Origin of the sequence: Ruminococcus sp. AF17-12 (assembly GCF_003479245.1) — a bacterium.
In the GTDB taxonomy this organism is placed as follows: Bacteria; Bacillota; Clostridia; order Lachnospirales; family Lachnospiraceae; genus Blautia_A; species Blautia_A fusiformis.
In genome coordinates this window covers 104,136-128,288 of the sequence record NZ_QUGY01000002.1, presented here as the reverse complement: position 1 = coordinate 128,288, position 24,153 = coordinate 104,136, and the positions used below count along the sequence as shown (strand labels likewise).

Annotated in this window: 29 protein-coding genes; 22 read left to right on the top strand and 7 right to left on the bottom strand. The window is 42.6% G+C overall.

Annotated elements, in window-relative coordinates; all coding sequences use genetic code 11:
- Window positions 1-224 precede the first annotated feature (224 nt).
- The 11 genes from DWW77_RS02745 to rsfS all read left to right on the top strand — a co-directional run bounded on the left by DWW77_RS02745 (window position 225) and on the right by rsfS (window position 8,357).
- Window positions 225-2,096: a TIGR03960 family B12-binding radical SAM protein gene (locus tag DWW77_RS02745; RefSeq protein ID WP_118607992.1), complete on the top strand. Its 1,872-nt coding sequence runs from the start codon at window positions 225-227 to the stop codon at window positions 2,094-2,096.
- Complete coding sequence (locus DWW77_RS02740; protein WP_334292737.1) at window positions 2,071-2,787, top strand: TIGR03936 family radical SAM-associated protein; 717 nt, start codon at window positions 2,071-2,073, stop codon at window positions 2,785-2,787. The genes DWW77_RS02745 and DWW77_RS02740 overlap by 26 nt, the downstream gene beginning before the upstream one ends.
- On the top strand, window positions 2,780-3,994 hold the full coding sequence (locus tag DWW77_RS02735; RefSeq protein WP_330409311.1) for a ribonuclease E/G: 1,215 nt from the start codon (window positions 2,780-2,782) through the stop codon (window positions 3,992-3,994). Before DWW77_RS02740 ends, DWW77_RS02735 begins: the two co-directional genes overlap by 8 nt.
- A 141-nt stretch (window positions 3,995-4,135) precedes the next feature.
- Window positions 4,136-4,441, top strand: coding sequence for a 50S ribosomal protein L21 (rplU, locus tag DWW77_RS02730; protein ID WP_015525170.1), 306 nt, complete (start codon window positions 4,136-4,138; stop codon window positions 4,439-4,441).
- 12 nt (window positions 4,442-4,453) lie between these two features.
- Window positions 4,454-4,774 (top strand): ribosomal-processing cysteine protease Prp, encoded by a 321-nt coding sequence (locus tag DWW77_RS02725; RefSeq protein WP_015525169.1) that lies wholly within the window; start codon window positions 4,454-4,456, stop codon window positions 4,772-4,774.
- 5 nt (window positions 4,775-4,779) lie between these two features.
- On the top strand, window positions 4,780-5,067 hold the full coding sequence (gene rpmA / locus DWW77_RS02720) for a 50S ribosomal protein L27 (RefSeq protein WP_015525168.1): 288 nt from the start codon (window positions 4,780-4,782) through the stop codon (window positions 5,065-5,067).
- Window positions 5,068-5,131: 64 nt separating this feature from the next.
- A complete protein-coding gene (gene obgE / locus DWW77_RS02715; protein WP_110104101.1) occupies window positions 5,132-6,424 on the top strand; it encodes a GTPase ObgE in 1,293 nt (430 codons plus the stop codon).
- An 11-nt stretch (window positions 6,425-6,435) separates the two neighbouring features.
- Window positions 6,436-6,726 carry a ribosome assembly RNA-binding protein YhbY gene (gene yhbY / locus DWW77_RS02710; RefSeq protein WP_021978046.1) on the top strand — a complete coding sequence of 97 codons (291 nt, stop codon included), beginning with the start codon at window positions 6,436-6,438 and terminating at the stop codon, window positions 6,724-6,726.
- 16 nt (window positions 6,727-6,742) lie between these two features.
- Complete coding sequence (nadD, locus tag DWW77_RS02705) at window positions 6,743-7,384, top strand: nicotinate-nucleotide adenylyltransferase (protein ID WP_021652068.1); 642 nt, start codon at window positions 6,743-6,745, stop codon at window positions 7,382-7,384.
- Window positions 7,371-7,985: a bis(5'-nucleosyl)-tetraphosphatase (symmetrical) YqeK gene (gene yqeK / locus DWW77_RS02700; protein WP_015525164.1), complete on the top strand. Its 615-nt coding sequence runs from the start codon at window positions 7,371-7,373 to the stop codon at window positions 7,983-7,985. The genes nadD and yqeK overlap by 14 nt, the downstream gene beginning before the upstream one ends.
- Before the next feature lie 6 nt (window positions 7,986-7,991).
- Window positions 7,992-8,357: a ribosome silencing factor gene (rsfS, locus tag DWW77_RS02695; RefSeq protein ID WP_015525163.1), complete on the top strand. Its 366-nt coding sequence runs from the start codon at window positions 7,992-7,994 to the stop codon at window positions 8,355-8,357.
- A 177-nt stretch (window positions 8,358-8,534) separates the two neighbouring features.
- Here rsfS and lexA read toward each other — a convergent pair whose 3' ends face one another.
- Complete coding sequence (gene lexA, locus DWW77_RS02690) at window positions 8,535-9,155, bottom strand: transcriptional repressor LexA (protein ID WP_015525162.1); 621 nt, start codon at window positions 9,153-9,155, stop codon at window positions 8,535-8,537.
- Between the two features lie 214 nt (window positions 9,156-9,369).
- Between lexA and DWW77_RS02685 the strand changes: the two genes are divergently transcribed.
- The 11 genes from DWW77_RS02685 (at window position 9,370) to DWW77_RS02635 (ending at window position 19,639) form a co-directional block, all read left to right on the top strand.
- Entirely contained in the window at window positions 9,370-10,812 is a 1,443-nt protein-coding gene (locus tag DWW77_RS02685; RefSeq protein WP_021652064.1) for a biotin/lipoyl attachment domain-containing protein, read from the top strand.
- Window positions 10,813-10,831: 19 nt separating this feature from the next.
- Window positions 10,832-11,524 carry a YggS family pyridoxal phosphate-dependent enzyme gene (locus tag DWW77_RS02680; RefSeq protein WP_015525161.1) on the top strand — a complete coding sequence of 231 codons (693 nt, stop codon included), beginning with the start codon at window positions 10,832-10,834 and terminating at the stop codon, window positions 11,522-11,524.
- 24 nt (window positions 11,525-11,548) lie between these two features.
- Window positions 11,549-12,202: a cell division protein SepF gene (locus DWW77_RS02675; protein WP_021652063.1), complete on the top strand. Its 654-nt coding sequence runs from the start codon at window positions 11,549-11,551 to the stop codon at window positions 12,200-12,202.
- Window positions 12,203-12,206: 4 nt separating this feature from the next.
- The gene (locus DWW77_RS02670; RefSeq protein WP_118607991.1) at window positions 12,207-12,959 is read left to right on the top strand and encodes a YlmH family RNA-binding protein; all 753 of its coding nucleotides are present in this window, start codon (window positions 12,207-12,209) and stop codon (window positions 12,957-12,959) included.
- Window positions 12,960-12,979: 20 nt separating this feature from the next.
- Window positions 12,980-14,071 carry a 3-dehydroquinate synthase gene (gene aroB / locus DWW77_RS02665; RefSeq protein WP_118607990.1) on the top strand — a complete coding sequence of 364 codons (1,092 nt, stop codon included), beginning with the start codon at window positions 12,980-12,982 and terminating at the stop codon, window positions 14,069-14,071.
- A gap of 62 nt (window positions 14,072-14,133) precedes the next feature.
- The gene (lspA, locus tag DWW77_RS02660; RefSeq protein ID WP_330591115.1) at window positions 14,134-14,604 is read left to right on the top strand and encodes a signal peptidase II; all 471 of its coding nucleotides are present in this window, start codon (window positions 14,134-14,136) and stop codon (window positions 14,602-14,604) included.
- Window positions 14,605-14,651: 47 nt separating this feature from the next.
- Entirely contained in the window at window positions 14,652-15,566 is a 915-nt protein-coding gene (locus DWW77_RS02655) for an RluA family pseudouridine synthase (protein WP_118607988.1), read from the top strand.
- 102 nt (window positions 15,567-15,668) lie between these two features.
- A complete protein-coding gene (locus tag DWW77_RS02650; RefSeq protein WP_022427272.1) occupies window positions 15,669-16,310 on the top strand; it encodes a cytidylate kinase-like family protein in 642 nt (213 codons plus the stop codon).
- A 170-nt stretch (window positions 16,311-16,480) separates the two neighbouring features.
- On the top strand, window positions 16,481-17,908 hold the full coding sequence (locus DWW77_RS02645) for an AI-2E family transporter (RefSeq protein ID WP_092069996.1): 1,428 nt from the start codon (window positions 16,481-16,483) through the stop codon (window positions 17,906-17,908).
- A complete protein-coding gene (gene dtd, locus DWW77_RS02640; protein WP_114001611.1) occupies window positions 17,905-18,354 on the top strand; it encodes a D-aminoacyl-tRNA deacylase in 450 nt (149 codons plus the stop codon). The genes DWW77_RS02645 and dtd overlap by 4 nt, the downstream gene beginning before the upstream one ends.
- Window positions 18,355-18,577: 223 nt before the next feature.
- Window positions 18,578-19,639 carry a tyrosine-type recombinase/integrase gene (locus tag DWW77_RS02635; RefSeq protein WP_022427274.1) on the top strand — a complete coding sequence of 354 codons (1,062 nt, stop codon included), beginning with the start codon at window positions 18,578-18,580 and terminating at the stop codon, window positions 19,637-19,639.
- A gap of 221 nt (window positions 19,640-19,860) precedes the next feature.
- Here the strand turns inward: DWW77_RS02635 and DWW77_RS02630 are convergent, their stop codons facing one another.
- The 6 genes from DWW77_RS02630 to DWW77_RS02605 all read right to left on the bottom strand — a co-directional run bounded on the left by DWW77_RS02630 (window position 19,861) and on the right by DWW77_RS02605 (window position 24,133).
- The gene (locus DWW77_RS02630) at window positions 19,861-20,118 is read right to left on the bottom strand and encodes a hypothetical protein (protein ID WP_015525151.1); all 258 of its coding nucleotides are present in this window, start codon (window positions 20,116-20,118) and stop codon (window positions 19,861-19,863) included.
- A gap of 157 nt (window positions 20,119-20,275) precedes the next feature.
- The gene (gene rhaD, locus DWW77_RS02625; protein ID WP_022427275.1) at window positions 20,276-21,106 is read right to left on the bottom strand and encodes a rhamnulose-1-phosphate aldolase; all 831 of its coding nucleotides are present in this window, start codon (window positions 21,104-21,106) and stop codon (window positions 20,276-20,278) included.
- A gap of 390 nt (window positions 21,107-21,496) precedes the next feature.
- The gene (gene cyaB / locus DWW77_RS02620; protein WP_022427276.1) at window positions 21,497-22,069 is read right to left on the bottom strand and encodes a class IV adenylate cyclase; all 573 of its coding nucleotides are present in this window, start codon (window positions 22,067-22,069) and stop codon (window positions 21,497-21,499) included.
- Window positions 22,070-22,073: 4 nt separating this feature from the next.
- Entirely contained in the window at window positions 22,074-22,421 is a 348-nt protein-coding gene (locus DWW77_RS02615; protein WP_015525145.1) for a hypothetical protein, read from the bottom strand.
- A 174-nt stretch (window positions 22,422-22,595) separates the two neighbouring features.
- Window positions 22,596-23,468 carry a DegV family protein gene (locus DWW77_RS02610; RefSeq protein WP_022427277.1) on the bottom strand — a complete coding sequence of 291 codons (873 nt, stop codon included), beginning with the start codon at window positions 23,466-23,468 and terminating at the stop codon, window positions 22,596-22,598.
- A gap of 23 nt (window positions 23,469-23,491) precedes the next feature.
- On the bottom strand, window positions 23,492-24,133 hold the full coding sequence (locus tag DWW77_RS02605) for a GNAT family N-acetyltransferase (RefSeq protein ID WP_114001614.1): 642 nt from the start codon (window positions 24,131-24,133) through the stop codon (window positions 23,492-23,494).
- Between the last annotated feature and the right edge of the window lie 20 nt (window positions 24,134-24,153).

The window sequence follows — 24,153 nt, the reverse complement described above, 5'->3', positions numbered from 1 at the left end:
AAGTTCATAAAAATCCGCAGGATACTAGCTGTTTGCGGGTAATGATAATCAGTGTCGGCAAGTCGAAAAAATGCCTATTTTTGACCAAACGGGGTTTTAGGCACCATTTTATAGCAACTTTTTACACAAGAATTGGCTTACAAATATAAACATTTTTGATGTTTCACTGAATTTTATATCTTTAAATTCTTTGTGAAATATTACTAATTTTAGAAAGGGATAGAATGAGAAAATTAGCATTAAGTGATGAAATTTTGCTCAAAGTTGATAAAGCTGCCCGCTATATTGGCGGTGAAGTCAACTCTGTAATGAAAGATAAAAATGCGGTAGATATCCGTTTTGCAATGTGCTTCCCGGATGTCTACGAGATCGGCATGTCAAACCTGGGCATGATGATCCTCTATAACATGTTCAACCAGCGTGAGGATGTATGGTGTGAGCGTCTCTTTTCTCCATGGCCGGATCTGGATAAGGTGATGAGGGAGAAGAAGATTCCGTTGTTTGCACTGGAGTCCCAGGAACCGATCCGGGATTTTGATTTTCTTGGAATTACGATTGGGTACGAAATGTGCTACACCAATATTCTGCAGGTACTGGATCTCAGTGGTATCCCGTTGAAGAGCGCAGACCGTGGTGAGGATTTCCCTATTGTGATCGGTGGCGGTGCCTGTGCGTATAATCCGGAGCCGTTGGCACCTTTTTTTGATATGTTTTATATCGGAGAAGGGGAAACTGTTTATGATGCACTTTTTGATGCATACAAGGCCAATAAAAAGGCTGGCGGCAGCAGGAGAGATTTCCTTCTGGCAGCAGCTAAGATTCCTGGAATTTATGTTCCGTCTCTCTATGAAGTTACCTATAAAGAAGATGGTACGATCGCATCCTTTGCACCGACGGCGGATGGTGTTCCTGAGAAGGTCCAGAAACAGCTGATCATTGATATGGAAAAGGAATATCGTGCTGTGGAGGCACCGGTCGTTCCTCACATTAAGGCAACACAGGATCGTGTAACTCTTGAGATCCAGAGAGGATGCATTCGAGGCTGTCGTTTCTGCCAGGCAGGTATGATCTATCGTCCGACCCGTGAACGTGATGTGGAGACTTTGAAGGAATCGGCGCGTATCATGCTGAAAAATACAGGACACGAAGAGATTTCCCTTAGTTCCTTAAGCTCCAGTGACTATTCCCAGCTGAAAGAACTGGTGAACTTCCTGATCGAAGAGTTTCATGGAAAGGCTGTTAATATTTCCTTACCATCTCTCAGGATCGATGCGTTTGCACTGGATGTTATGAGTAAAGTGCAGGATGTAAAGAAAAGCAGCCTGACTTTTGCTCCGGAGGCCGGTTCTCAGCGACTTCGTGACGTTATCAACAAAGGTCTGACAGAGGAAGTGATCCTCCATGGTGCGGGCGAAGCATTCAAGGGTGGCTGGAATCAGGTGAAGCTTTACTTTATGCTCGGTCTTCCCACAGAAACAGAAGACGATATGAAGGGGATTGCTCATCTGGCACAGAAGATCGCAGAGACCTATTATGAGGTAGTTCCGAAAGAACAGCGTAAAGGTAAGGTACAGATCAACGTCAGCACATCTTTCTTTGTGCCGAAGCCGTTTACCCCATTTCAGTGGGCACCAATGTATACAGAGCAGGATTTTGTGGAAAAAGCCAAGGTGGTTAAAAATGAAGTCCGCGCCCAGCTGAATCAGAGGAGTATCCGTTATAACTGGCATGAACCGGATGTAACAGCTCTGGAAGGATTTCTCGCACGCGGGGACAGACGATGCGCGGATGTGATCCTGAAGGCTTATGAAAAAGGTGCCCTTTACGATGCCTGGACAGAAAATTTTGATTATGATATCTGGAAGGAAGCTATGGCTGAATGCGGAGTGGATATGACATTCTACACACTTCGTGAAAGAAGCCTGGATGAGATCCTTCCATGGGATTTCATTGATACCGGTGTCAGCCGCAGATTCCTGGAGCGTGAATGGCAGCGTGCAAAAGAGGGTATTGTGACGGAAAACTGCCGTCAGAAATGTTCCGCATGTGGAGCTATGAAATTTAAAGGAGGTGTCTGCCTTGAAGGTAAGAATTAAATTCAGCAAAGAGGGTCCTATGAAGTTTGTGGGACATCTGGATACCATGCGTTATTTCCAGAAAGCGCTTCGTCGTGCAGAGCTCCCGGTAGCGTTTTCCGGTGGATACAGCCCGCATATGATCATGTCTTTTGCGGTTCCACTTGGAGTGGGGATGGAGAGTCTCGGAGATTATTTTGACCTGGAAATGGCAGAAGATATGCCTACTGCAGAGATCGCAGCCCGTCTGGAGGAACAGATGGCAGAGGGGATGCATATCGTTAGCGTCCGCAAGGTAGAGGATGGAAAAGCGGGTAAAGCGATGGCACTGGTGGCAGCAGCAGATTATCTTGTGGAGTTCCGTCCGGGCAAAGAGCCTTCTATTGACTGGAAAAGCCGTGTGAAAGAATTTCTGGCACAGCCGGAGATCAAAGTGACCAAGCAGACCAAGCGTAGCGAAAAGGAGATCGATCTTCGTCCGAATATCTATAAAATGGAAGTAAGAGAGAATGGGTTCTTTTATATGCTGGCATCTGCAAGCTCTAATTATACGAAGCCGGAGATGGTAACAAACACCTTTTTCCACTGGATTGGAGAAGAACTTCCGGAATTTGCCTTCACAGTGAAACGTCTGGAAATGTATGCCGATAAAGGAGAAAATGCAAGCCCACGTTTTGTGACTCTGGAATCATTAGGTGAGGAAATTGAGTAAACTGATCATAACAAGAATGGAGATCCATGGTGTGCCCTGTACAGTAGCGGCTCTTTCGGAGGAGGAACGGATCGTTGAGATCCGACTGGAATCCGATCAGGAAAAATCCATTCTTGGAAATATATACACCGGACAGGTCGAAAATATCGCATCCAATATCCAGGCGGCTTTTGTGCAGATCGAGCCTGGAAAGAGATGCTACTATTCTCTTGCAGAGGCACAGAGAGCTGTTTTTTCCGCAGGAAGAAAAGGAAACGGACCATTGCGGCCTGGAGATGAGCTCCTGGTACAGGTGAGCAGGGATGCCATGAAGGGAAAACTTCCGGCACTGACATCCAATCTGAATTTTACGGGAAGATATCTTGTTCTCACTACAGGAGATAAAAAGTTTGGTCTGTCTTCCAAGCTGGCACTGGAAGATCGCCATCGCCTCAGCGGATGGCTGAAAGAGGAAGCAGAGCGTCCGGATAAGGAATTCGGTATCATTGTCCGGACCAATGCCGCAGACGCTTCCAAAGAAGAGATCCTGAAGGAACTGGAGTGGCTGAAGGGCCGCTACCATAAAGCCGTAGTTCAGGGACGGAACCGTACCTGTTTCAGTCTTGTACTGGAGACAGAACCATTTTATGTGGCTGCTGTAAGGGATGCTTATGGTCGTGACTTGGATGAGATCATTACCGATGTGCCGGAAATCAGAGAAATGATCCTAGGATATCTGGAAGAGATCAGCCCGGAGCTTAAAGAAAAGCTTCGTTTTTATCAGGACAAACTTCTTCCGCTTTATAAGCTGTATCGCGTGGAAACCGCACTGGATGCGATCCAGAAAGAAAAAGTATGGTTGAACAGCGGCGGATTTCTGGTGATCCAGCAGACGGAGGCCTTTGTATCCATTGATGTAAACAGTGGAAAATATATCGGAAAGAAGAAAATGGAAGAAACCTTCCGTAAGATCAATCTGGAAGCGGCAGCGGAGATCGGCCGGCAGTTGCGGCTGCGTAATCTTTCAGGTATTATCCTGATCGATTTTATCAACATGGAAAATCCGGATCACAGAGATGAACTCTTTCATGTTTTACAGAAGCTTCTCAGAAAGGATCCGATAAAGAGCAGGGCCATTGATATCACACCATTGCATATCCTGGAAATGACCAGAAAGAAAGTAAGACGTCCGGTGATCGAGGACATTCGTGAGCTTACAAAAAAATAATAAAAATATCAAAAAAACTATTGACATAACAGTATGTCACTGTTATGATAATTGAGTATGCCGCACAAAGAGGTTAAAGAGCTTCAGTTTCAGAACAGGAGCCACCGAATTTGGCGAGTAAATAATTAGGAGGTGCCACAGATGTACGCAATTATTGCAACAGGTGGTAAACAGTACAAGGTTGCCGAGGGTGACGTAATTAAAGTTGAAAAGCTCGGTGTAGAAGCTGGTGAAACCGTAACATTTGACAACGTGATCGCAGTCAGCAATGACGGATTAAAGGTTGGCGAGGATGTAAAAGATGCCAGTGTTACCGCTTCTGTAGTTGAAAACGGTAAGAATCGCAAGGTCATCGTTTACAAATACAAACGCAAAACTGGATATCACAAGAAAAACGGACATAGACAGCAGTACACCAAAGTTAAGATCGAAAAGATTAACGGTTAATCTGGTGTCATCATGATTACAATTAAAGTCAGAAAGAAAAACGGATCTTATGAAGAATTTATTTCGAAGGGACATGCCGGTTATGCAGAAGCCGGACAGGATATTGTCTGTGCTGCGGTATCTGCACTGATCATTACCACGGTGAATTCTCTTGAGAAATTCACAGATGATAAATTTGATGTGCAGGAAAAGGATGGATTTGTTTCCATTCATTTCAGAAATGATCTTTCTGAACGGGGGATGCTCCTTATGGATTCCTTACTTCTCGGTCTGACGGAAATTGCTGGTAGTTATAACAATCGATATTTGACAGTAAAAGTCAAGGAGGTGTAACAACAATGATGAAGATGAACCTTCAGTTATTCGCACATAAAAAGGGAGTTGGTTCTACAAAGAACGGTCGTGATTCCGAGTCTAAGAGATTAGGTGCGAAAAGAGCAGACGGACAGTTTGTAAAAGCCGGAAACATTCTTTACAGACAGCGCGGAACCAAGATTCACCCAGGTGAAAACGTAGGCTGCGGTAAAGACTATACTTTATTTGCACTTACAGACGGAGTCGTAAGATTCACAAGAAAAGGTCGCGATAAGAAACAGGTTTCTATCGTTCCTGTAGACGCAGAGTAATGAAATAGGTAAAAGGCTTCAAATCGATCCGGTTTGGAGCCTTTTTTTGGAATAGAGGTGTAATATGTTTGCAGATAGAGCAAGGATCATTATCCGCTCCGGTAAAGGCGGCGACGGACATGTAAGCTTCCGACGTGAGCTGTATGTACCTAATGGCGGGCCGGATGGCGGCGATGGTGGCCGTGGCGGTGATGTGATTTTTGAGATCGACGAGGGCCAGAATACTCTCGGAGACTACAGACACAGAAGAAAATATAAAGCTGAGGATGGCCAGGAAGGCGGTAAAAAACGCTGCCATGGTGCAGACGGTAAGGATGTGGTCCTGAAGGTTCCGGAAGGTACGGTGATCATGGATGCGGAATCCGGCAAGGTCATCGCGGATATGTCCGGTGAGAATCGTAGACAGGTCGTATTAAAAGGCGGTCGTGGTGGAAAAGGCAATCAGCACTATGCAACAGCTACCATGCAGGTACCGAAATATGCCCAGCCTGGACAGCCGGCTCAGGAGCTTGAGGTTCTCCTTGAGCTTAAAGTGATCGCAGATGTTGGTCTGGTAGGCTTTCCGAATGTAGGTAAATCTACCTTCCTTTCCCGTGTGACAAATGCACAGCCGAAGATCGCTAACTATCATTTTACAACGTTGAGCCCTAATCTTGGCGTTGTAGATACTGATAACGGCGGCTTTGTTATCGCTGATATCCCGGGACTGATCGAAGGTGCATCGGAAGGTGTGGGGCTTGGACATGAATTCCTCCGTCATATTGAGCGTACACGAGTTATCATCCACATTGTAGATGCCGCTTCCGTAGAAGGTCGTGATCCAGTGGAGGATATCCACAAGATCAATAAAGAACTGGAGGCCTACAATCCGGAAATTGCAGCAAGACCGCAGGTGATCGCAGCCAACAAGATTGACTGTATTTTTGATGATGGCGAAGAAAGCCCTATTGATCAACTGAAAGCAGAATTTGAGCCACAGGGTATTCCGGTTTATCCAATTTCAGCCGTTACCGGGCAGGGTGTCAGAGAACTCCTTTTCCATGTGAAAGAGCTTCTGGATAAGAGCCCGATGAAACCGGTAGTGTTTGAACAGGAATTCTTCCCGGAAGATGTTCTTGTAAATGAAAATCTTCCGTTTACTGTGGAGCGCAGCGAGGAAGATCCGGAAGTATTCCTTGTGGAAGGTCCTAAGATTGAAAAAATGCTTGGCTATACAAATCTGGATTCTGAGAAGGGATTTGCCTTCTTCCAGAAATTCCTGAAAGAGGGCGGTATCCTGGAGGAACTGGAAAAAGCCGGTATCCAGGAAGGCGATACGGTTCGTATGTATGGCTTTGATTTTGATTATTATAAATAAGAGGTATGACAATGACAAGTAAGCAGAGAGCATATTTAAAAGGCCTTGCCATGACAATGGATCCGATCCTTCAGCTTGGCAAGGGTGGTCTTACTCCTGAAAATACCGCTGCTGTTGAGGAAGCTCTTGCAGCAAGAGAGCTGATCAAGATCAGCGTTCTTCAGAACTGTCTGGAGGATCCACGTGAAATGGCACAGGTTCTTGCAGAGAGAACAAGATCTCAGGTAGTACAGGTGATCGGTAAAAAGATCGTTCTCTACAGAGAAGGTAAAAAGGACAAGAAAAAAATCATTCTTCCGTAATCTCGGGAGGTTATAAATGAGCAAAGCAACAAAAAAAATAGGAATCATGGGTGGTACTTTTGATCCCATTCATATGGGGCATTTGATCCTGGGAGAAAAAGCCTATGAACAGCTTGAGCTTGATAAAGTTTTGTTCATGCCCTGCGGAAATCCACCTCATAAACGGAACCGTAAGGGCAGAGCGACTGATGAACAGCGTGCGGAAATGGTCCGTCTTGCCATAGAGGATAATCCTCACTTTGAGCTGTCTCTGATCGAGATGCATGAGGAAGGCTATACGTATACTTACCGGACTCTGGAACAGCTGAATAAAGCGAATCCGGACACAGAGTATTATTTTATCATCGGTGCAGATTCGCTTTTTAATTTTGATACCTGGATGGAACCGGAACGCATTTGTCAGGAAGCAGTACTGGTAGTGGCAACCAGAGATCATACTCCATTGAAGGAACTTGATCAGCAGATGCAACTTCTGTCACAGAAGTATAACGGGAATTTTATTCGACTGGATACCATGAATATTGATGTTTCCAGTGAGCTGCTCCGTTCCTGGCATGAAAGCGGGCAGAGTCTCCGCTATTATGTTCCCAAGCCTGTGATTTCCTATATTGAGAAAAACGATATCTATAAAGGAAATGATTCAGATGGGAAAATATGATTTTATCAAGATAAAAAAGAAACTTTCCAAATATCTGGATGAGGCCAGATTTGAGCATACAATGGGGGTTATGTACACTTGTGCTGCGCTTGCCATGGTTTATGATTATGATCTGGAGGATGCACAGGCTGCAGGACTTCTTCATGACAGTGCAAAGTGTATTCCTAATAAAAAGAAACTGAAGCTGTGCAGCCAGCATGATATTCCGGTATCAGATTTTGAAAAGGATCATCCGTTTCTTCTTCATGCCAAACTGGGGGCTTATGTGGCCAGCAGTAAATATGATATTAAAGACGAAGAGATCCTGACAGCGATCACTTATCATACAACAGGAAGACCGGGAATGAGCCTTCTTGAGAAGATCGTATATATTTCAGACTATATTGAACCAATGCGTGACAAAGCTCCGAATCTTGCGAAGGTGCGAAAGATTGCTTTTGAAGATCTGGATGAGTGTATGTATGAGATTTTAAAGGATACACTGGAATATCTGGAGGAAAATCCCAAGGAAATCGACAGTACGACCAGGGATGCTTATGTTTATTATAAAGAACTCCATGACAGAAAAATGCAGGATGCAGCCAACAGACAGGAGGATTAAAATTCTATGAGTATCGAAAAAGAGATGGTCCGGATCGCCTGCAAGGCACTGGATGATAAAAAAGCAAAGGATATCAAGATCATTGATATCCATGAGGTTTCCGTGATCGCAGATTATTTTGTGATCGCAAGTGCTTCCAACCAGAATCAGGTACAGGCAATGGTTGACAATGCAGATGAAATGCTTGGCCGTGCCGGATATGAAGCAAAACAGATCGAGGGAACCAGAAACTCCAGCTGGGTCCTCATGGATTACGGTGATATGATCATCCATATCTTTGATGAGGAAAACAGACTTTTCTACGATCTTGAGAGGATTTGGAGAGACGGCAAGATTCTTGATGCGGAAGAATTTCTTGGTGAGAATGAGTAAAATTTGTTATATTAGTTTACTGTAAAAATATTATGTGAACTAAATAAGAAGAAATCAAAAAGCAGAAGTTTTCTGCTGAAAAAAAAGAGAGATATCTTTGTGGGGCTGTACAGCTACCTTAAAGATATCTCTCTTTTTAAATCACATTACATTGGGTGGGATCTGTTGTTTATATTATCATGAAAAGAAACGAAATACACCAAATACTTTGCCGAGGATCTGCAGATTACCGGTGATGATGATCGGTTCCATATTGTCGTTCTCCGGCTGAAGTCGATAATAACCATTTTCTTTGTAGAAAGTCTTAACTGTTGCAGAATCATCGATCAGAGCAACTACCATGTCGCCGTTTTCTGCTGTTGCCTGCTGCTTTACAAGAACCTGATCTCCATCAAAAATACCTGCATTGATCATACTGTCGCCTTTGACAGTCAGCATGAAACTTTGTTCATTGGGCATATATTCAGCCGGGATCGGAAAGTAAGCATCGATATTTTCCACTGCCAGGATCGGCTGTCCGGCAGCAACAGTGCCTACAAGAGGAACATTGACAACCTCGCGGCGGACCAGATTGAAATTATCATCAATGATCTCGATCGCACGGGGCTTGGTGGCATCTCTGCGGATATATCCGTTTTTTTCCAGAGCTTCCAGATGGGAGTGAACGGAAGATGTGGATTTCAGGTTTACTGCTTCACAGATTTCACGGACGGAGGGCGGAAAACCTCTGTTAAGGATCTCATTTTTCATATAATCCAGTATTTCCTGCTGCTTTTTACTGATTCTGCCATATGTCATGTGTACTTACCTCCCTGGGTTGATTTTATCTGCTGTCGACCATAATATGACAGCATCACGAAATTATATTTTGAATAGTATAACATACTTTTGAAAAAATGGCAAACGGATATTCGGAAAGTATGTTCGCACGTTTTAAAGCTTGTATTCATTTAAATAAAATGTTACAATAAAACGAACTTTAAGAGATGAACGATGTAAAGGAGGCATTCATTTGCCGGATAATAAAGTACATTCCGGAAAAACTCCGGGATTCTTAGCAAAGCTTCGTAAAATTTTTGGTCTGAACATTGGAACTGTAATGTTCGGAGCAATTTTTATCTATATGATCTTTAGTGTGATTCTTTATCTTACAGCTTCTCATATGGAATCTTATCAGGTTCCCTCCGGTCCGTTATCCATGAATGAGACATACACAGGGCTGGCGATCATGACAGAGAACGTAGTGCAGGCAGATGCGGGCGGTTACGTTACATATTACGCAAGGGAAGGTACCAAGATCAATGCCAACGGTGCTGTCTACAGCCTGAACAGTTCAAGATCTGCAGACAATGTAACCTCTCTGAGCAGAGAGGAACTGGCGGATATACGCAGTAATATGCAAAGCTTTTCCAAAGGATTTGATCCCAGCAAATTCAACAGTGCCTATAGTTTTAAATATCAGCTCAATGGAAGCATCCTTCAGTATGCTTCAGACAGTTCGGGAGCTTCTTCTGCAAGCACGACGTCTGAAGATGGAGAGGAAGCCACAGTTACAACTATAGTTTCCAGTGATCCAAATATCCGCCGTGCGCAGACAGACGGGATCATCCTGTATTCTACAGATGGCTACGAAACCAAAACCGTTGATAATGTCACAGCTGCTGATTTTGATCAGAATTCCTATCAGGAAACGGATCTGAAAACAGATGGACAGATAAAGGCCGGAGATGATATTTATACGATCATTACAGATGAACGCTGGAGTCTTTTGATCCCTTTAAGTGAGAAGCAGGCTGCTAATCTGAAGGAGCGTACATCGATCCGCGTCAAGTTCCTGAAAGATGATCTGACGCAGACAGGAGACTTTTCGATCATGGAGATCGATGGGGCTAAATACGGTAAGATTGATTTTAATAAGGGACTGATCCGATATGCGTCAGACCGGTTTCTGGAAATAGAACTTGTCACGAACAATGTGACAGGTTTAAAGATCCCGTTATCTTCTATCGTAACGAAGGAGTTTTATGCAATACCTTCCAAATATCTTACGACGGATGATGAAACACAGCAATCCGGATTTATGCTTTCCGGCAGAAATAAAAAAGGCGACAGTACGACAACCTTTGTCAATGCCGGTATCTATGGCCGTGATGAGATCACAGACAAAGAAACACAGGAAACAAGCTATATTTATTACGTAGACAAGAATAAATTTAAAGAAGGCGATGCTCTTGTTGATCCGGATAGTGGAGAGAAGTTTATCATCGGAGATACAGAAGTTCTGGAGGGAGTTTTCTGTGTCAATCAGGGATATGCGGTATTCCGCCGGATCGAGATCCTGGATGAAAATGAGGAATATGCGGTTGTATCAAAGGAAACCTATAATGGGCTTGTCCGATATGACCGTATTGTGAAAAATGCAGATAAAGTAAGTGAACAGGATATACTTTACTAATTAAAGGAGGATTTATATCATGGTAGCGGAAAATTTGGCACAGGTGCAGAAAAATATTAATGAATCCTGCAATAAAATTAACAGAGATCCGAATGAAGTCACACTGATCGCAGTAAGCAAAACCAAACCGGTGGAAATGCTGAAGGAGGCTTATGATGCCGGAGCACGTGTCTTTGGAGAGAACAAAGTGCAGGAGATCGTGGATAAATATGATCAGATGCCTTCAGATGTCAAATGGCATATGATCGGACATCTTCAGCGTAATAAAGTAAAATATATTGTGGATAAAGTTGCAATGATCCATTCTGTAGATTCGCTTCGCTTGGCCGAGACGATTGAAAAAGAAGCAGCGAAAAAAGCGGTTATTGTTCCGATCCTTATAGAAGTAAATGTAGCGCAGGAAGAAAGTAAATTTGGTCTGAAACCGGAAGAAGTTTTACCGCTTATAGAACAGATCGCAGATTTTTCACACATTCGGATAAAGGGGCTCATGACAATTGCTCCCTATGTTGATAATGCAGAGGAAAATCGCGAAATTTTCCGTGAACTTAAGAAATTAAGTGTTGACATTGCTGCTAAAAACATTAATAATGTTACTATGAGTGTTCTGAGTATGGGAATGACCGGAGATTACATGGTTGCCGTGCAGGAGGGCGCTACGATGGTGCGTGTAGGCACTGGTATTTTTGGTGCAAGAAATTACGCATTATAAGACTAATAAGATTGGAGATTTAAAATGGGCGTTTTAGACAAGTTTTTAGATGCCATCAAACTGAACGACGATTATGACGATGACGAATTGTTAGATGATAGCCTTCTTGAGGATGAGGACGATTATGATGACGATTTCCTCGATGAAGATGATGATATGGAAGAGAAACCAAAGAAGAAATTTTTTGAGAAATTTTCCAAGAAAAAAAATGACGAGGAAGAGGATTTTCTGGAGGATGAGCCGGAAGATGAAACGGTTAAGGCACCTGTTGCTAAGTCATCTGCAAAGACAGCTGCAGCCAAGGCCCCGGCAAGGCAGGAACGTATTTCCAGACCGGCACCTTCTTCCAAGATCACCCCAATGCGTACAAGCAAGCGTTCTTCCCAGGCTGCAAATATGGAAGTTTGTGTGATCAAGCCTACAACCATGGAGGAAGCAAGAGAAATTGCGGATACACTGGTCGATAATTCTACCGTGATCCTGAATCTTGAAGGAATCGATGTGGAGCTTGCACAGAGGATCATCGATTTTACTTCCGGTGCATGTTATTCACTTGGAGGAAGCCTTCAGCAGGTATCCAGCTATATTTTTGTACTTGGACCATATAATGTAGATATTACAGGTGATCTTCAGAATATCCTTGGCGGTTCTGTGCCGTCTGTTAGAGTGGGTTATTAACCTCATGGATAAAGAAGAACTTTATGTTAAGAGAATCCGTGAACTGGCAAATCTGGCCTATCAGAGAGATATTACCACATTTACGGATTTTCTTAATTTAAATGAACGGAATATTTTAAACAGTCAGAATTTTCATAAGCTGGGTGTTACAGCGGAAGGTTTTGGCGGATATGAGAATGCAGAGCGTCAGATGGTAGCCTTTCACCCTGATGCTCTTGCTTTTACATGGGATTATCCCATTGATTGTATCCGGCTTGAGCCAAAAGCAGTGAAATTTTCAGAAGATCTGACACATCGGGATTATTTGGGAGCGATCCTGAATCTTGGGGTTGACAGGAGTGTTGTTGGGGATATTCTTATAGAAGATCATACTGCGAGCTTTTTCTGTCTGCGTCAGATGACAGATTTTTTTCTGGAGAATCTGTGTCGTGTAAGACATACCACAGTTGTGGCGTCGAAGATAGAAGATCCGGGTGATCTTCCGAGGCCGGAACTGAAACCAGTTAGTGGAACCTGTGCGTCCGTACGCCTGGATTCTCTGATCGCACTGGCTTTTGGGACTTCCAGAAGCAGTATTGTGCATTGTATTGAAGAAGGGCTTGTTTTTGTAAATGGAAAACTGATCACATCCAATGGTTATGAGCCCAAAGAGGGAGACATCATATCCGTTCGGAAAAAGGGACGTTTTATTTATGATGGGGTATCCCGTCAGACAAAAAAAGGACGTCTTGGGGTACGGATTCTGCTTTATATCTGAACAGCTAGGAGGAAAACGCAATGACAGCATCAAAATTACTTGTAAAACGAGAAGGTGATTTTCATTATCCCATCTGTTTTGAAGAAGATTTTTCTAATCTGGCACAGGTTATGAAGGAAGAAGGACTTGTTGACAGAAAAATCTGCATTGTAACAGATTCTAATGTGGGACCACTGTATGAAGAATCTGTAAAACAGGTTTTAAGTGAGGTAAGTTCCGATATTTCTGTGTTCACCTTTGAGGCAGGAGAAAAAAACAAAAACCTTAATACCGTTTTGGCATTGTATCAGGCCCTGATCCAAAATGGTCTTGACCGAAAAAGTCTGCTTGTTGCATTAGGCGGTGGTGTGGTAGGGGACCTTACCGGATTTGGCGCGGCAACTTATCTCAGGGGGATTGACTTCATTCAGGTACCGACAACACTGCTTGCACAGGTAGACAGCAGCGTTGGCGGAAAAACCGGCGTAGATTTTCAGCAGTACAAAAACATGGTAGGAGCTTTTCACCAGCCACGTCTTGTATATATGAATCTAAGCACTCTTTCTTCGCTTCCGGCAGAACAGTTTGCCTGCGGAATGGGTGAGATTTTAAAAACAGGATTGATCTGTGATGGAGATTTTTTCCGCTATGTATGCTGTGAGCAGAAAGGGATCAAAAAGCTGGATATGGAACAGATTGCCAGAATGGTACGCAGATGCTGTGAGATCAAAGCAGGCGTTGTGGAGCGTGATCCTAAGGAACAGGGAGAGCGTGCGCTTCTTAACCTGGGACATACTGTGGGGCATGCAGTAGAAAAACTTAAGAATTTCACCCTGCTCCACGGACAGTGTGTGGGAGTCGGACTGGTAGCTGCGGCATATCTTTCCATGAAACGAGGACTTCTGACCAAAGAAGAATATCAGGAAATCTGCCAGGGATGTTCGGATTACGATCTTCCGGTGCATGTAGATGGTCTTATCCCGGAAGAAGTTCTTTCCGCAACAAAGAAAGACAAAAAAATGGAACAGGGACATATCAGGTTTATCCTGATGGATGGTATCGGAAAAAGCTTTATCGACAAAACAGTTACCGATGAAGAAATGCTTTCCTGTATTCAGGAGATAACTCTATGATCAGTCGTGTTAACCATCATCAGAAAATGTCTTTTAGTAAGTGTATGTCGGGGGACATTTTTTTGCTGATCTTACTCGTGGCTGCGGATCAGGGAGCAAAATGGCTGTCATATCTGTATCTGAAAGGACAACCATCGGTTTCGCTGATTCCCGGCGTACTTGAACTTCATTATCTCTATCCGGAAAACAGGGGAATTGCGTTTGGAATGTTTCAGGGAAGTGTACTCTTTTTTGCCATTGTGAGTTTACTGTTTCTGGGAGTGATCCTCTATGCATGGATCCGTATTCCGAAAGAGCGGTTTTATCTGCCGTTGCTCACCATTGCTACAGTACTTGCAGCTGGTGCACTGGGAAATTTTATCGATCGTTTTTTCAGAGGATATGTGATCGATTTTATCTATTTCTCCCTGATCGATTTTCCGGTATTTAATCTTGCGGATGTTTATGTGGTTGTAAGTGGAATTTTTCTGATCCTGTTTGTATGCACGAAATACAGAGATGATGATTTTGCGTTTCTGAATATCAAACAGTGATCCGGGCAGAGATATAATGCATTTGTCTGTTCTTGTAGGAGATATAAATGGAAATATATGATTATACAGTAGAAAAAGAAGAATCAGGTATACGAATCGACCGCTATCTTGCTGAGAAAGACAGCGGTCTTTCCAGGTCTTTCCTTCAGAAACTTCTGAAAGAAGGACAGATTACCGTGGGAGAGAAGGCTGCCAAATCTAATTATAAGGTCCGTGAAAATGACAGGATCCATCTGGAGATCCCGGATTCCAGTGAGCTGGATATCGTTCCGGAGGATATTCCGCTGGATATTCTTTACGAGGATGAAGATGTACTGATCGTTAATAAGCCCAAAGGGATGGTTGTACATCCTGCAGCCGGGCATTATCAGGGAACACTGGTCAATGCAGTTATGGCACATTGTGGTGACAGCCTTTCCGGTATTAACGGAGTGATGCGGCCTGGAATTGTCCACAGAATTGATAAGGATACCACCGGGGCACTGTTGGTATGCAAAAATGATATTGCTCACCGGGATCTGGCAGAACAGCTGAAATGTCACAGTATCCGCAGACGCTACCGGGCAGTTGTGCAGGGAAATCTGAAAGAGGATGAGGGAACCATAGAGGGACCTATTGGACGGCATCCGACAGATCGTAAAAAAATGGCCATCAATCATAAAAATGGTAAAGATGCAATAACACATTACAAAGTGCTGGAACGTTTTGGCGAGGCCACGTATGTGGAATGTCGTCTTGAAACAGGTCGTACCCACCAGATCCGTGTGCACATGGCCAGTATCGGACATCCGCTTCTTGGGGACACGGTGTATGGTTCATCCAGAAATCCCTATCATCTGGAGGGACAGGCACTTCATGCAATGATCCTTGGATTTGTTCATCCACGTACCGGGGAATATATGGAATTTACAGCCCCACTTCCGGAATATTTTGTTAAATTGCTGACAAAATTGCGAAAATAGCTGGAAAACTTGTGGAATATAGTGTATAATAACTATATTAAAGAGGAAGCGGAGTTAATATTTGCAAATTCGCTGAATCTGAGCAGAAAGGATGTGGCTGTTATGAGTAACAATACAACAAGTTCTATTATTACTATCGGTCGTAAATATGGCAGCGCCGGAAGACAGATCGGCCAGGAAGTTGCTAAATATTTTGGAATCAAATGCTATGATAAAGAGCTGCTGGAGCACGCAGCCAATGACAGTGGGATCTGCAAGGAGCTGTTTGAGCATCATGATGAGAAGCCAACAAACAGTTTTCTTTATTCTCTTGTAATGGATACTTATTCATTTGGGTATTCCTCAGCCGGATTTACAGACATGCCTATGAACCATAAGATTTTTCTTGCACAGTTTGAGGCAATCAAGAAGCTGGCTTCAGAAGGTCCCTGTGTAATGGTCGGCAGATGTGCGGATTATGCACTTGCAGATAATCCGGATTGTTTCAGTGTATTTGTTCATGCAAACCTTGACTGGCGTATCAACCGTATTGCTCAGAAATACAATAAAAATGCCAAAGAGGCTAAGGACATGATCAACAAAACAGACAAAAGCCGTTCCAGCTACTATAATTATTATACCAACAAGAAATGGGGATCTGCGGACAGCTATAATCTTTGTCTGGATAGCAGCAAGCTTGGCATTGATGGAACTGCGAAGGCAATTATCGAAGCCATTCACATTTATGACAGCCTGAAAAAATAAACATCAGATTTTTAGGCACCCTGCCATTTTATGGCGGGGTGTTTTCTGTATCAGCGCAATACCCTGAAGTCGGAATTTATCTTTGCAGGTTATTGGAAAATAATGTTTATGTTTTTTTTAGACACAAACCAGAGATGCTATGTTATAATCACCTGGTGGAGGAAATTACTATGAAAATTCGTTGGAACCATCGTTATGTGCAGTTAGGTGTGACTGCATTTCTGGTTATTGCTGCCAGTATTTTATTTTATTACGGGATTTTCCATATGAAATCTCTGATCACCGGAATTAAAACATTTTTCGGTATTATGGCGCCGATCATTTATGGAGCTGCCATAGCATATCTGCTAACCCCCATTGTTAATTTTCTGGAGCGGAAGATCATTTTTCCGATTTTTGAAAAAAGGAATAAAACACTTCAGAAAAAGGGGAGGAAAGTAGTACGCTGGATCTGTGTGATCCTTTCTGTATTTCTTATGTTTCTGGTCATTTATGCCCTTGTCATGATGATCCTTCCTCAATTGATTCGAAGCATCATGAATATTATCTACAGTTTTCCTCATTATGTAAGTGTAGTGGAAAACTGGTTAAATTCCGTCGTGGAAAAGGGATGGAAACTGAATCCGGATATGATCAGCCAGATCAATCAGTATTCCAGCAGATTACAGGAGTATCTGACAAATACGATCCTTCCCCAGATGCAGTTTATGATGAAAAATATATCCGCAAGCTTTCTGGATCTTCTTGTTTTTCTGAAGAATTTCCTTATTGGAGCGATCGTATCTCTTTATATACTGGCGGATAAAGAGGGATTTGTTGCCAAGGCAAAAATGGCTGTTTATGCAGTTCTTCCAACCAAATGGGCAACTTTTCTTGTTCATTCCATGCGTTTTACGCATAAAACCTTTGGTGGATTTATCAGCGGAAAGATCCTGGATTCCGCAATTATCGGTGTATTGTGTTATGTTGGAACATCGATCATCGGAACCCCATATGCGATTCTGGTCAGTGTGATCGTCGGTGTTACAAATGTTATTCCGTTTTTCGGGCCATATCTGGGAGCAGTTCCGTGTTTTCTTCTTATTTTGCTGGTAGATCCCATTCAGAGCTTGTATTTCCTGATCTTTATTTTGATCCTTCAGCAGTTTGACGGAAATATCCTTGGACCAAAGATCCTGGGTGAGTCGACCGGACTGTCCAGCTTTATGGTTATTGTTGCAATCATGGTCGGTGGTGGTTTATTTGGAGTTCCGGGAATGATCGTTGGAGTTCCGGTATTTGCTGTGCTGAATGCTGCTGTATGGAAGCTGATCGGACGTAGTCTTGATGAAAAAGATATGTCTGCAGATGCTGAGTTTTATAGAGATATTGATTGTGTAGACCCCGTTTCCGGAAAGGTCCTGCCAATGCCGGTGAAAAAATCCGTATCAAAAGCACAGGAAGTTACAGTAAAAGCGGAAAAAAACAGAATCTGGTCCGGGGCTTGGGATGAAATTAAACGAATGTTTACATTTTTAGTTAAATTTATTCAGGCGAAATATATAGGCTTTCGATTGAAGCAGAAAAACAGACGGAGACGGAGGAAGAACAGGTTATGAAATTTGTAATTCAGCGTGTAAATCATGCAGAAGTCAAAGTGGACGGAGAAATTGTCGGAAAAATCGGAAAAGGGTTTCTTGTTCTGATCGGCGTTGGCCGTGAGGACACCAAAGAGGATGCAGACTGGTATCTGAAAAAGCTTCTGGGACTTCGTATTTTTGAGGATGAAAATGGAAAGACCAATTTGTCCTTGGCGGATGTAAACGGGGAATTGCTTTTGGTTTCACAGTTTACCTTATATGCAAACTGCCGTAAGGGAAACCGTCCAAGCTTTATAGAAGCCGGTGCACCGGATGAAGCAAATAAATTATATGAATATATTATTTCGGAAGCCAGTAAACAGGTTCCGGTTGTAGAACATGGAATTTTTGGTGCAGATATGAAAGTATCTTTGGAAAATGACGGACCGTTTACCGTTATTTTTGATGAAAGCCTCAGAGGGTAACGACAAATAATAATAAAAAGTGCTTCCATAAGGAGGCACTTTATTTACTTGAAAATTTATCAAAAACAGGCAATTTTGTAGGAAGTAGCTGTTTATACTACCCATCTATTTGAAAAACTCGGGTTTGTCGTATAGATATAGATGAGTGTAAAACCACTTCTTTTAACAGGTGTTTCAGGTATTTCCTGCAAATTATGTAAAATTTATATATTAAGGAGTTTTTATGGATAACAAAATTACTTACCACGAACAAAATGACATTGACAATACTTTAAAACTCCGTGAGGTTTTAAAAACGCTTCCGCCATTTTGCAGGGATTATTTCCGGGCTATCGATGCAACGACTACAACCAAGACCAGAATTTCCTATGCATATGACATTCGTATATTTTTCCAGTTTTTACTGGAGCAAAATCCAATGTTCAAAGACAAAACCATGTCGGATTTTACAGTTGATGTTCTGGATCAGGTCAAAGCTGTTGATCTTGAGGAATATGAAGAATTTCTCAAAGTTTATAAATCCGCGGACTCTTCCAAAACGGAAACAAATGGTGAACGTGGCGTCAAACGTAAAATTTCTGCTTTAAGAAGTTTTTATGCTTATTATTATAAACATGAAATGATTACCACCAATCCGTCTGTTCTGATCGATGTGCCCAAGATCCATGATAAGAATATTATTCGTCTGGATACAGATGAGGTTGCCATGCTGCTGGATTATATTGAGCATTGCGGAGATACGCTGACCGGGCAGAAACGGATGTACCATGAAAAAACGAAGGACAGAGATCTTGCTATTGTTACTCTCCTTCTTGGTACCGGGATTCGAGTATCGGAATGTGTCGGACTGGATGTTGAGGATGTAGACTTCAAAAACAATGGAATCAAAGTTACCCGAAAAGGCGGAAATGAAATGGTTGTATACTTTGGTCCTGAAGTAGAAAAAGCGTTGAAGAAATATCTGGAAGTCAGGGAGAATATTACGCCTCTGGCAGGCCATGAGCACGCTCTCTTCTATTCTACCCAACGCCGCCGGATCGGTGTTCAGGCTATCGAGAATCTGGTTAAAAAATATGCCAGGGAGATCACAACTACAAAAAAGATCACCCCGCATAAGCTTCGCAGCACCTATGGTACTGCCCTGTACCAGGAAACCGGTGATATTTACCTTGTAGCGGATGTTTTGGGTCATAAGGATGTCAATACTACTAAGAAGCATTATGCGGCTCTGGATGATGCTAGACGGCGTCAGGCGGCCAAGGCGGTACGTCTTCGCGAGGACTGATGAATAATGGGACTGCGGAGCAACTGATTCGTTTGACATGCATTGCATATAAATATAGAGACAGTTAGTTCACATAATATAAATTATGTAAATCAACTGCCTCTATATATTTAATCAGATCAAGAAAATCTCAAATTCCCTGTAGGGTTCAAAAAACCTTAAGCAGTGATTATGGACATCTGTATTATATCCATGACCCAAAATCAAAATCCGTACTTAACTTATTTATCAAAATCTGTCTCGAATACACCCTCCGGAGTACGCATGGTAAGAACACCCAGATTAAATTCACTGTCCATAATTGAGATATGATATTCAAAGATCACATCATCATCAAATTTGGAAAGCAGCACATAGCTTCCATTCTCTTTCCCATCGATCTGATCGCAGATGTCGTCGTAAACGTCCTCTCCGGAAATCTTTCGCGGGTATCCGCTTGCTTTGATCTTCTCTTCGATCGCTTTATATAATTCTTCCATACTTTATCCCATATCCTTTCTGATATTAATTTGCTGATAAACCAGATATGTTTTTATCATACCAGATTTATCGGCAAAAATCAGCAAATATTTGGTTGTTTCTGATAAAGTTTCAGATAGAGATACCGATTATAGGATTTGCTGCATATGAAGGATTTTATTTCTTTTCGTAAAGGAATTCTTCCGGCAAAGTTACTTTGAAATCTTTTGCAAGAGCACGGAAGTCATTCGGTGTGATGGTCTGCAGTTTCTGCGGAGCCATGGATAAGATCTTAACCAGGATCTCTGCGGATTTTTCAACGGTATGAAGAAGTCCGAAGGTCAGGTCAAAATCCTCGCCTGAGCAGAACATACCATGATGCGCCCAGATAACCACATCATATTTTTTCATCAGTTCAGCGGTTTTGATCGCGATTTCTCTTCCACCTGGAACCATCCATCCGATAACTCCCACACCATCCGGAAATACTACCGGACACTCTGTTGCAGATTCCCAGAGTTCACGGGTGAATACTTTGTCATCCAGAGGAAGAACAAAGGTAAGTGCAATGGTATTGGTGGTATGTGCATGGTAAATAACACGATGTTTACCGTTGGTAAGCTTTTTCTTTACTTCATGGTTCATCAGATGAGTTGGGAGCTCGCTGGTCGGTCTTCCTCCCTCTACAAGACCCCAGCGGATACGGTAATTTGTTCCTGTCTCGTCAAGCTCAATGATCGCAAGACATACTTCCGGGTCAACGATGATATTACGGAAGTATTTTCCGCTTCCTGTTACCAGGAAAAACTCTCTGGCAAGTCCCGGAACCTCAACACCGATAGGGGTCCATTCTCCTGGCGCGTTCAGTCGTGGACGGATCATCTCTACTTCTTCTGCTTTCAGACGATAACTTAAGTTTCCACCGTTTCTCTCGTGCCATCCCTGCTGATATCCATCGTCTGCCATTTTGATAAAGCCCTGTACGAATTTAGATTCAAGAATTTTCATAATATATTTCCTCCGTGTTTAAATGTGGTTTATTGTTGGGTTTGCGATTGCTTCAATATGCTTTCTTGTTGTTTGTGACTTTATTATATGCCCGATTATGTGGATTTGTAAAGGGCTTTTTTGAAAAAATATCAATAAATCCACATGTAAAATACAAAAAATCTTGTAAACATTCAATAAACCACATAAAAATAAACATAAAGCAACAAAAAGCACGAGTGGTCAATAGTAATGACATGTACATTGAATGTGGTTTGATGTTGCTTTGCGATGTGGGATTTATAGTATGGTAGATAAACTTGGAACGCCGAAGAATTGTAAGAAAAGAAAAAACAGGAACATTTCCGTATTCTGTACCTTAGATACTCACACGAAAATATTCCTGCTGGTTTAAAAAAGATTTTTATTTAATTTTTTCGGAAGCATACTGAGATAAGAAGTCTGTACAGTGTCCGACATGTGATATCCCAATATGGCAAGCAGATCTTCCATTTTGGATAAAATTTCTTTCCGCTCACTTTCCTGCTCTGCGATCACCTCAAGCTCCAGAAAGTCTCCAAGCCCCTCTACCTGATCCAGACAGGCGGTAAATCTGCCACATTTCATATACTTTCGCATTTTCATGACAGACGCTACCGGAGAAAAATCCAGATGGATGAGAATATTTTTAAGCACTTCTGCATCGGATACTTCTGTTTCCAGTTCCATTCGGGACATGGAGATTTTATCCAGTTTGGGCCCCTTAAAATTAATCTGAGTCTTAGAAATACCGGATCTGCAGTCTGTGCTTGTTCGGATACGCAGTGCTTCATCACGTTTTTTTACATCATGATAGACACTGTTAAAATAGGTATCTTCTTCCTGGATCTGTGCTGTCTCCTGAAATCCCTGATCTGTCAGAAATTTCAGGGTTTCCTTAAGATTCTTTAATGGAAGCTTGATCTCAATTTCAAACTGGGCCATGTGATTACTTCAGAATTTCTGCTTTTTTGTTCAGAAGTGCTTCGCAGGCTGCACATGCTGGGCAGTCACAGTATTTTGCACCGGAAGCTTTGATCTCCTCAGCATGAGCCAGGATCTTTTTTGCGTCATCTGCGCCAAATACCTGTGCGCCCATGTCAGAACCTGCAAAAGAGATCAGTCCGTCGATGGGCATGATATCTGCTTCCAGCTCTTTTACGTAAGCAGTTGCTGCATCTGCTTCTTTCTCAGTTCCTGCCGCATCCAGATAATTCTGTGCCGCTTCTTTTACTTCTTTGCATGCAGATGGTGCCTGAAGAAGATCCTGTGTTAATTCTTTAATTGTTTTTGCCATGATAATTTCTCCCTTCTGATCATAGCACTCCCAGAAATTACTGCATCAAGTTCAGCTGTGCAGAACATGAATGGTTGGAAGTGCTATAATAACAGATAAAATCTGCCTGTTATGTATTGATAACAATATCATACCACAACCCTGGATTATTTGCAGAAAATATTGAGACGTTTTTTATAAAGGCATACAGGAACATCCGATTCCCAGTCCGTCCGGGCCAATATGGCAGGAAAGTCCAAGGGAAAGATCATCACACATCACATCCATTCCCGGAAAGCTTTCCCGGATCTGTGAGATCCAGTCTGCGGTAACTTCCGCAGTGCTGCTGGAGGCAGCCATAAGATATACTTTTCCGGCATCATATTCTTTTTTGAAAGTTGTTTCCAATTCTCTGTGCATAGCATCGATCATGGCTTTTCTTGATTTTTTCATGCCTCTGCATTTCTGGAAAACATCCAGTTTACCGGTTCCAAATTTCATAACCGGTTTGATATTGAGAAGATTTGCGGCCAGTGCTGTGGTGGTATTGATACGGCCTCCCTTTTTCAGATATTCCAGTGTGCTTAATCCGACATAGATCACGGTTTTTTCACGGGAAGCTTCCAGAATATCCTTGATCTGCGGTGCTGTATATCCATCTTCCACCAGGTCTATCGCATCCAGAATGGAACGGTGAAGGGGTGTGGAAACACGCCCGTTATCTACCACATACACTTTGTTTTCGTATTTGGGTTCCTGAGACAAGGCGGCAGCAGTCATGCAGGAACCGCTTAAACTACTGCTCAACGGAATGTAGAGGATCTGATCATAAGATAAAAGCATTTCGTCCCACATTTCCATAACTTCCTGTGGGGAAGGCTGTGAAGTTGAAACATCTGCTCCTTCACGCAGCTTCTCATAAAATCCTGTTCTGGAAAAATCCAGGTCTTCATGAAACAGTTCTCCATTCAGATAAAAAGGCATGGGAAGGACATGAATATCCAGTTCCTCTGCTTCTTGTTTTAAAATGCCACTGTGGCTGTCAGCCATGATTCCAATTTTTTTCATTTTCCATTTATCTCCTGCGTAATTTATGAATGTGTTTCGCAACGCGGTTCTTTTTTATAAAGAGCTACACTTTCACGGAAGCGTTTTTTGTTCAGCTCCCGCATCTGGGAAACCTCGTTTTTCTTTACGAAACCATGACTTTCCATAAAGGTTCTTTGATCCAGCTGGTCCATATATATGGAATAATCCGTATCCTTCTCTATTGAAATCTGTTTGAGAAGCCCGGTACCGATTCCGTTTCTACGGTAATCTTTGCTTACATAAAGAAAGAGGATATTTCCGGGAGTCGGTTTCTCCGGGGAAACAGTCAATTGTTTTTTCATATCCTGAAGTTTGTTAAAATGCTCCAGATTCTTCCGGCCTTCCTTAGTAAACTTCAGGCGCAGGAAATGATAGCCTTTTTTCAAACGGAAAACCGGGGCAAAATGGCCATGAGATTCTTTACCGGTAATGAGCACCCCAACTACCTGATCACGGTAGGTTGCCACGGTAACGCTATCTCTGTATATCATATAGGTGTAAAAGAAAAGTCTGGTCAGATGTTTTTCGGTATGTGTTTCCTCAAACTCCCAGCGGTCTTTATAATTTCTTCGGATAAATTCCCGGATTATTGAAAAATCTTCCTTTTCTGCTTTCCGGTAGGCAGGTGCTTTTTTTAATAACATAGTCCATATCTCCTGTATTT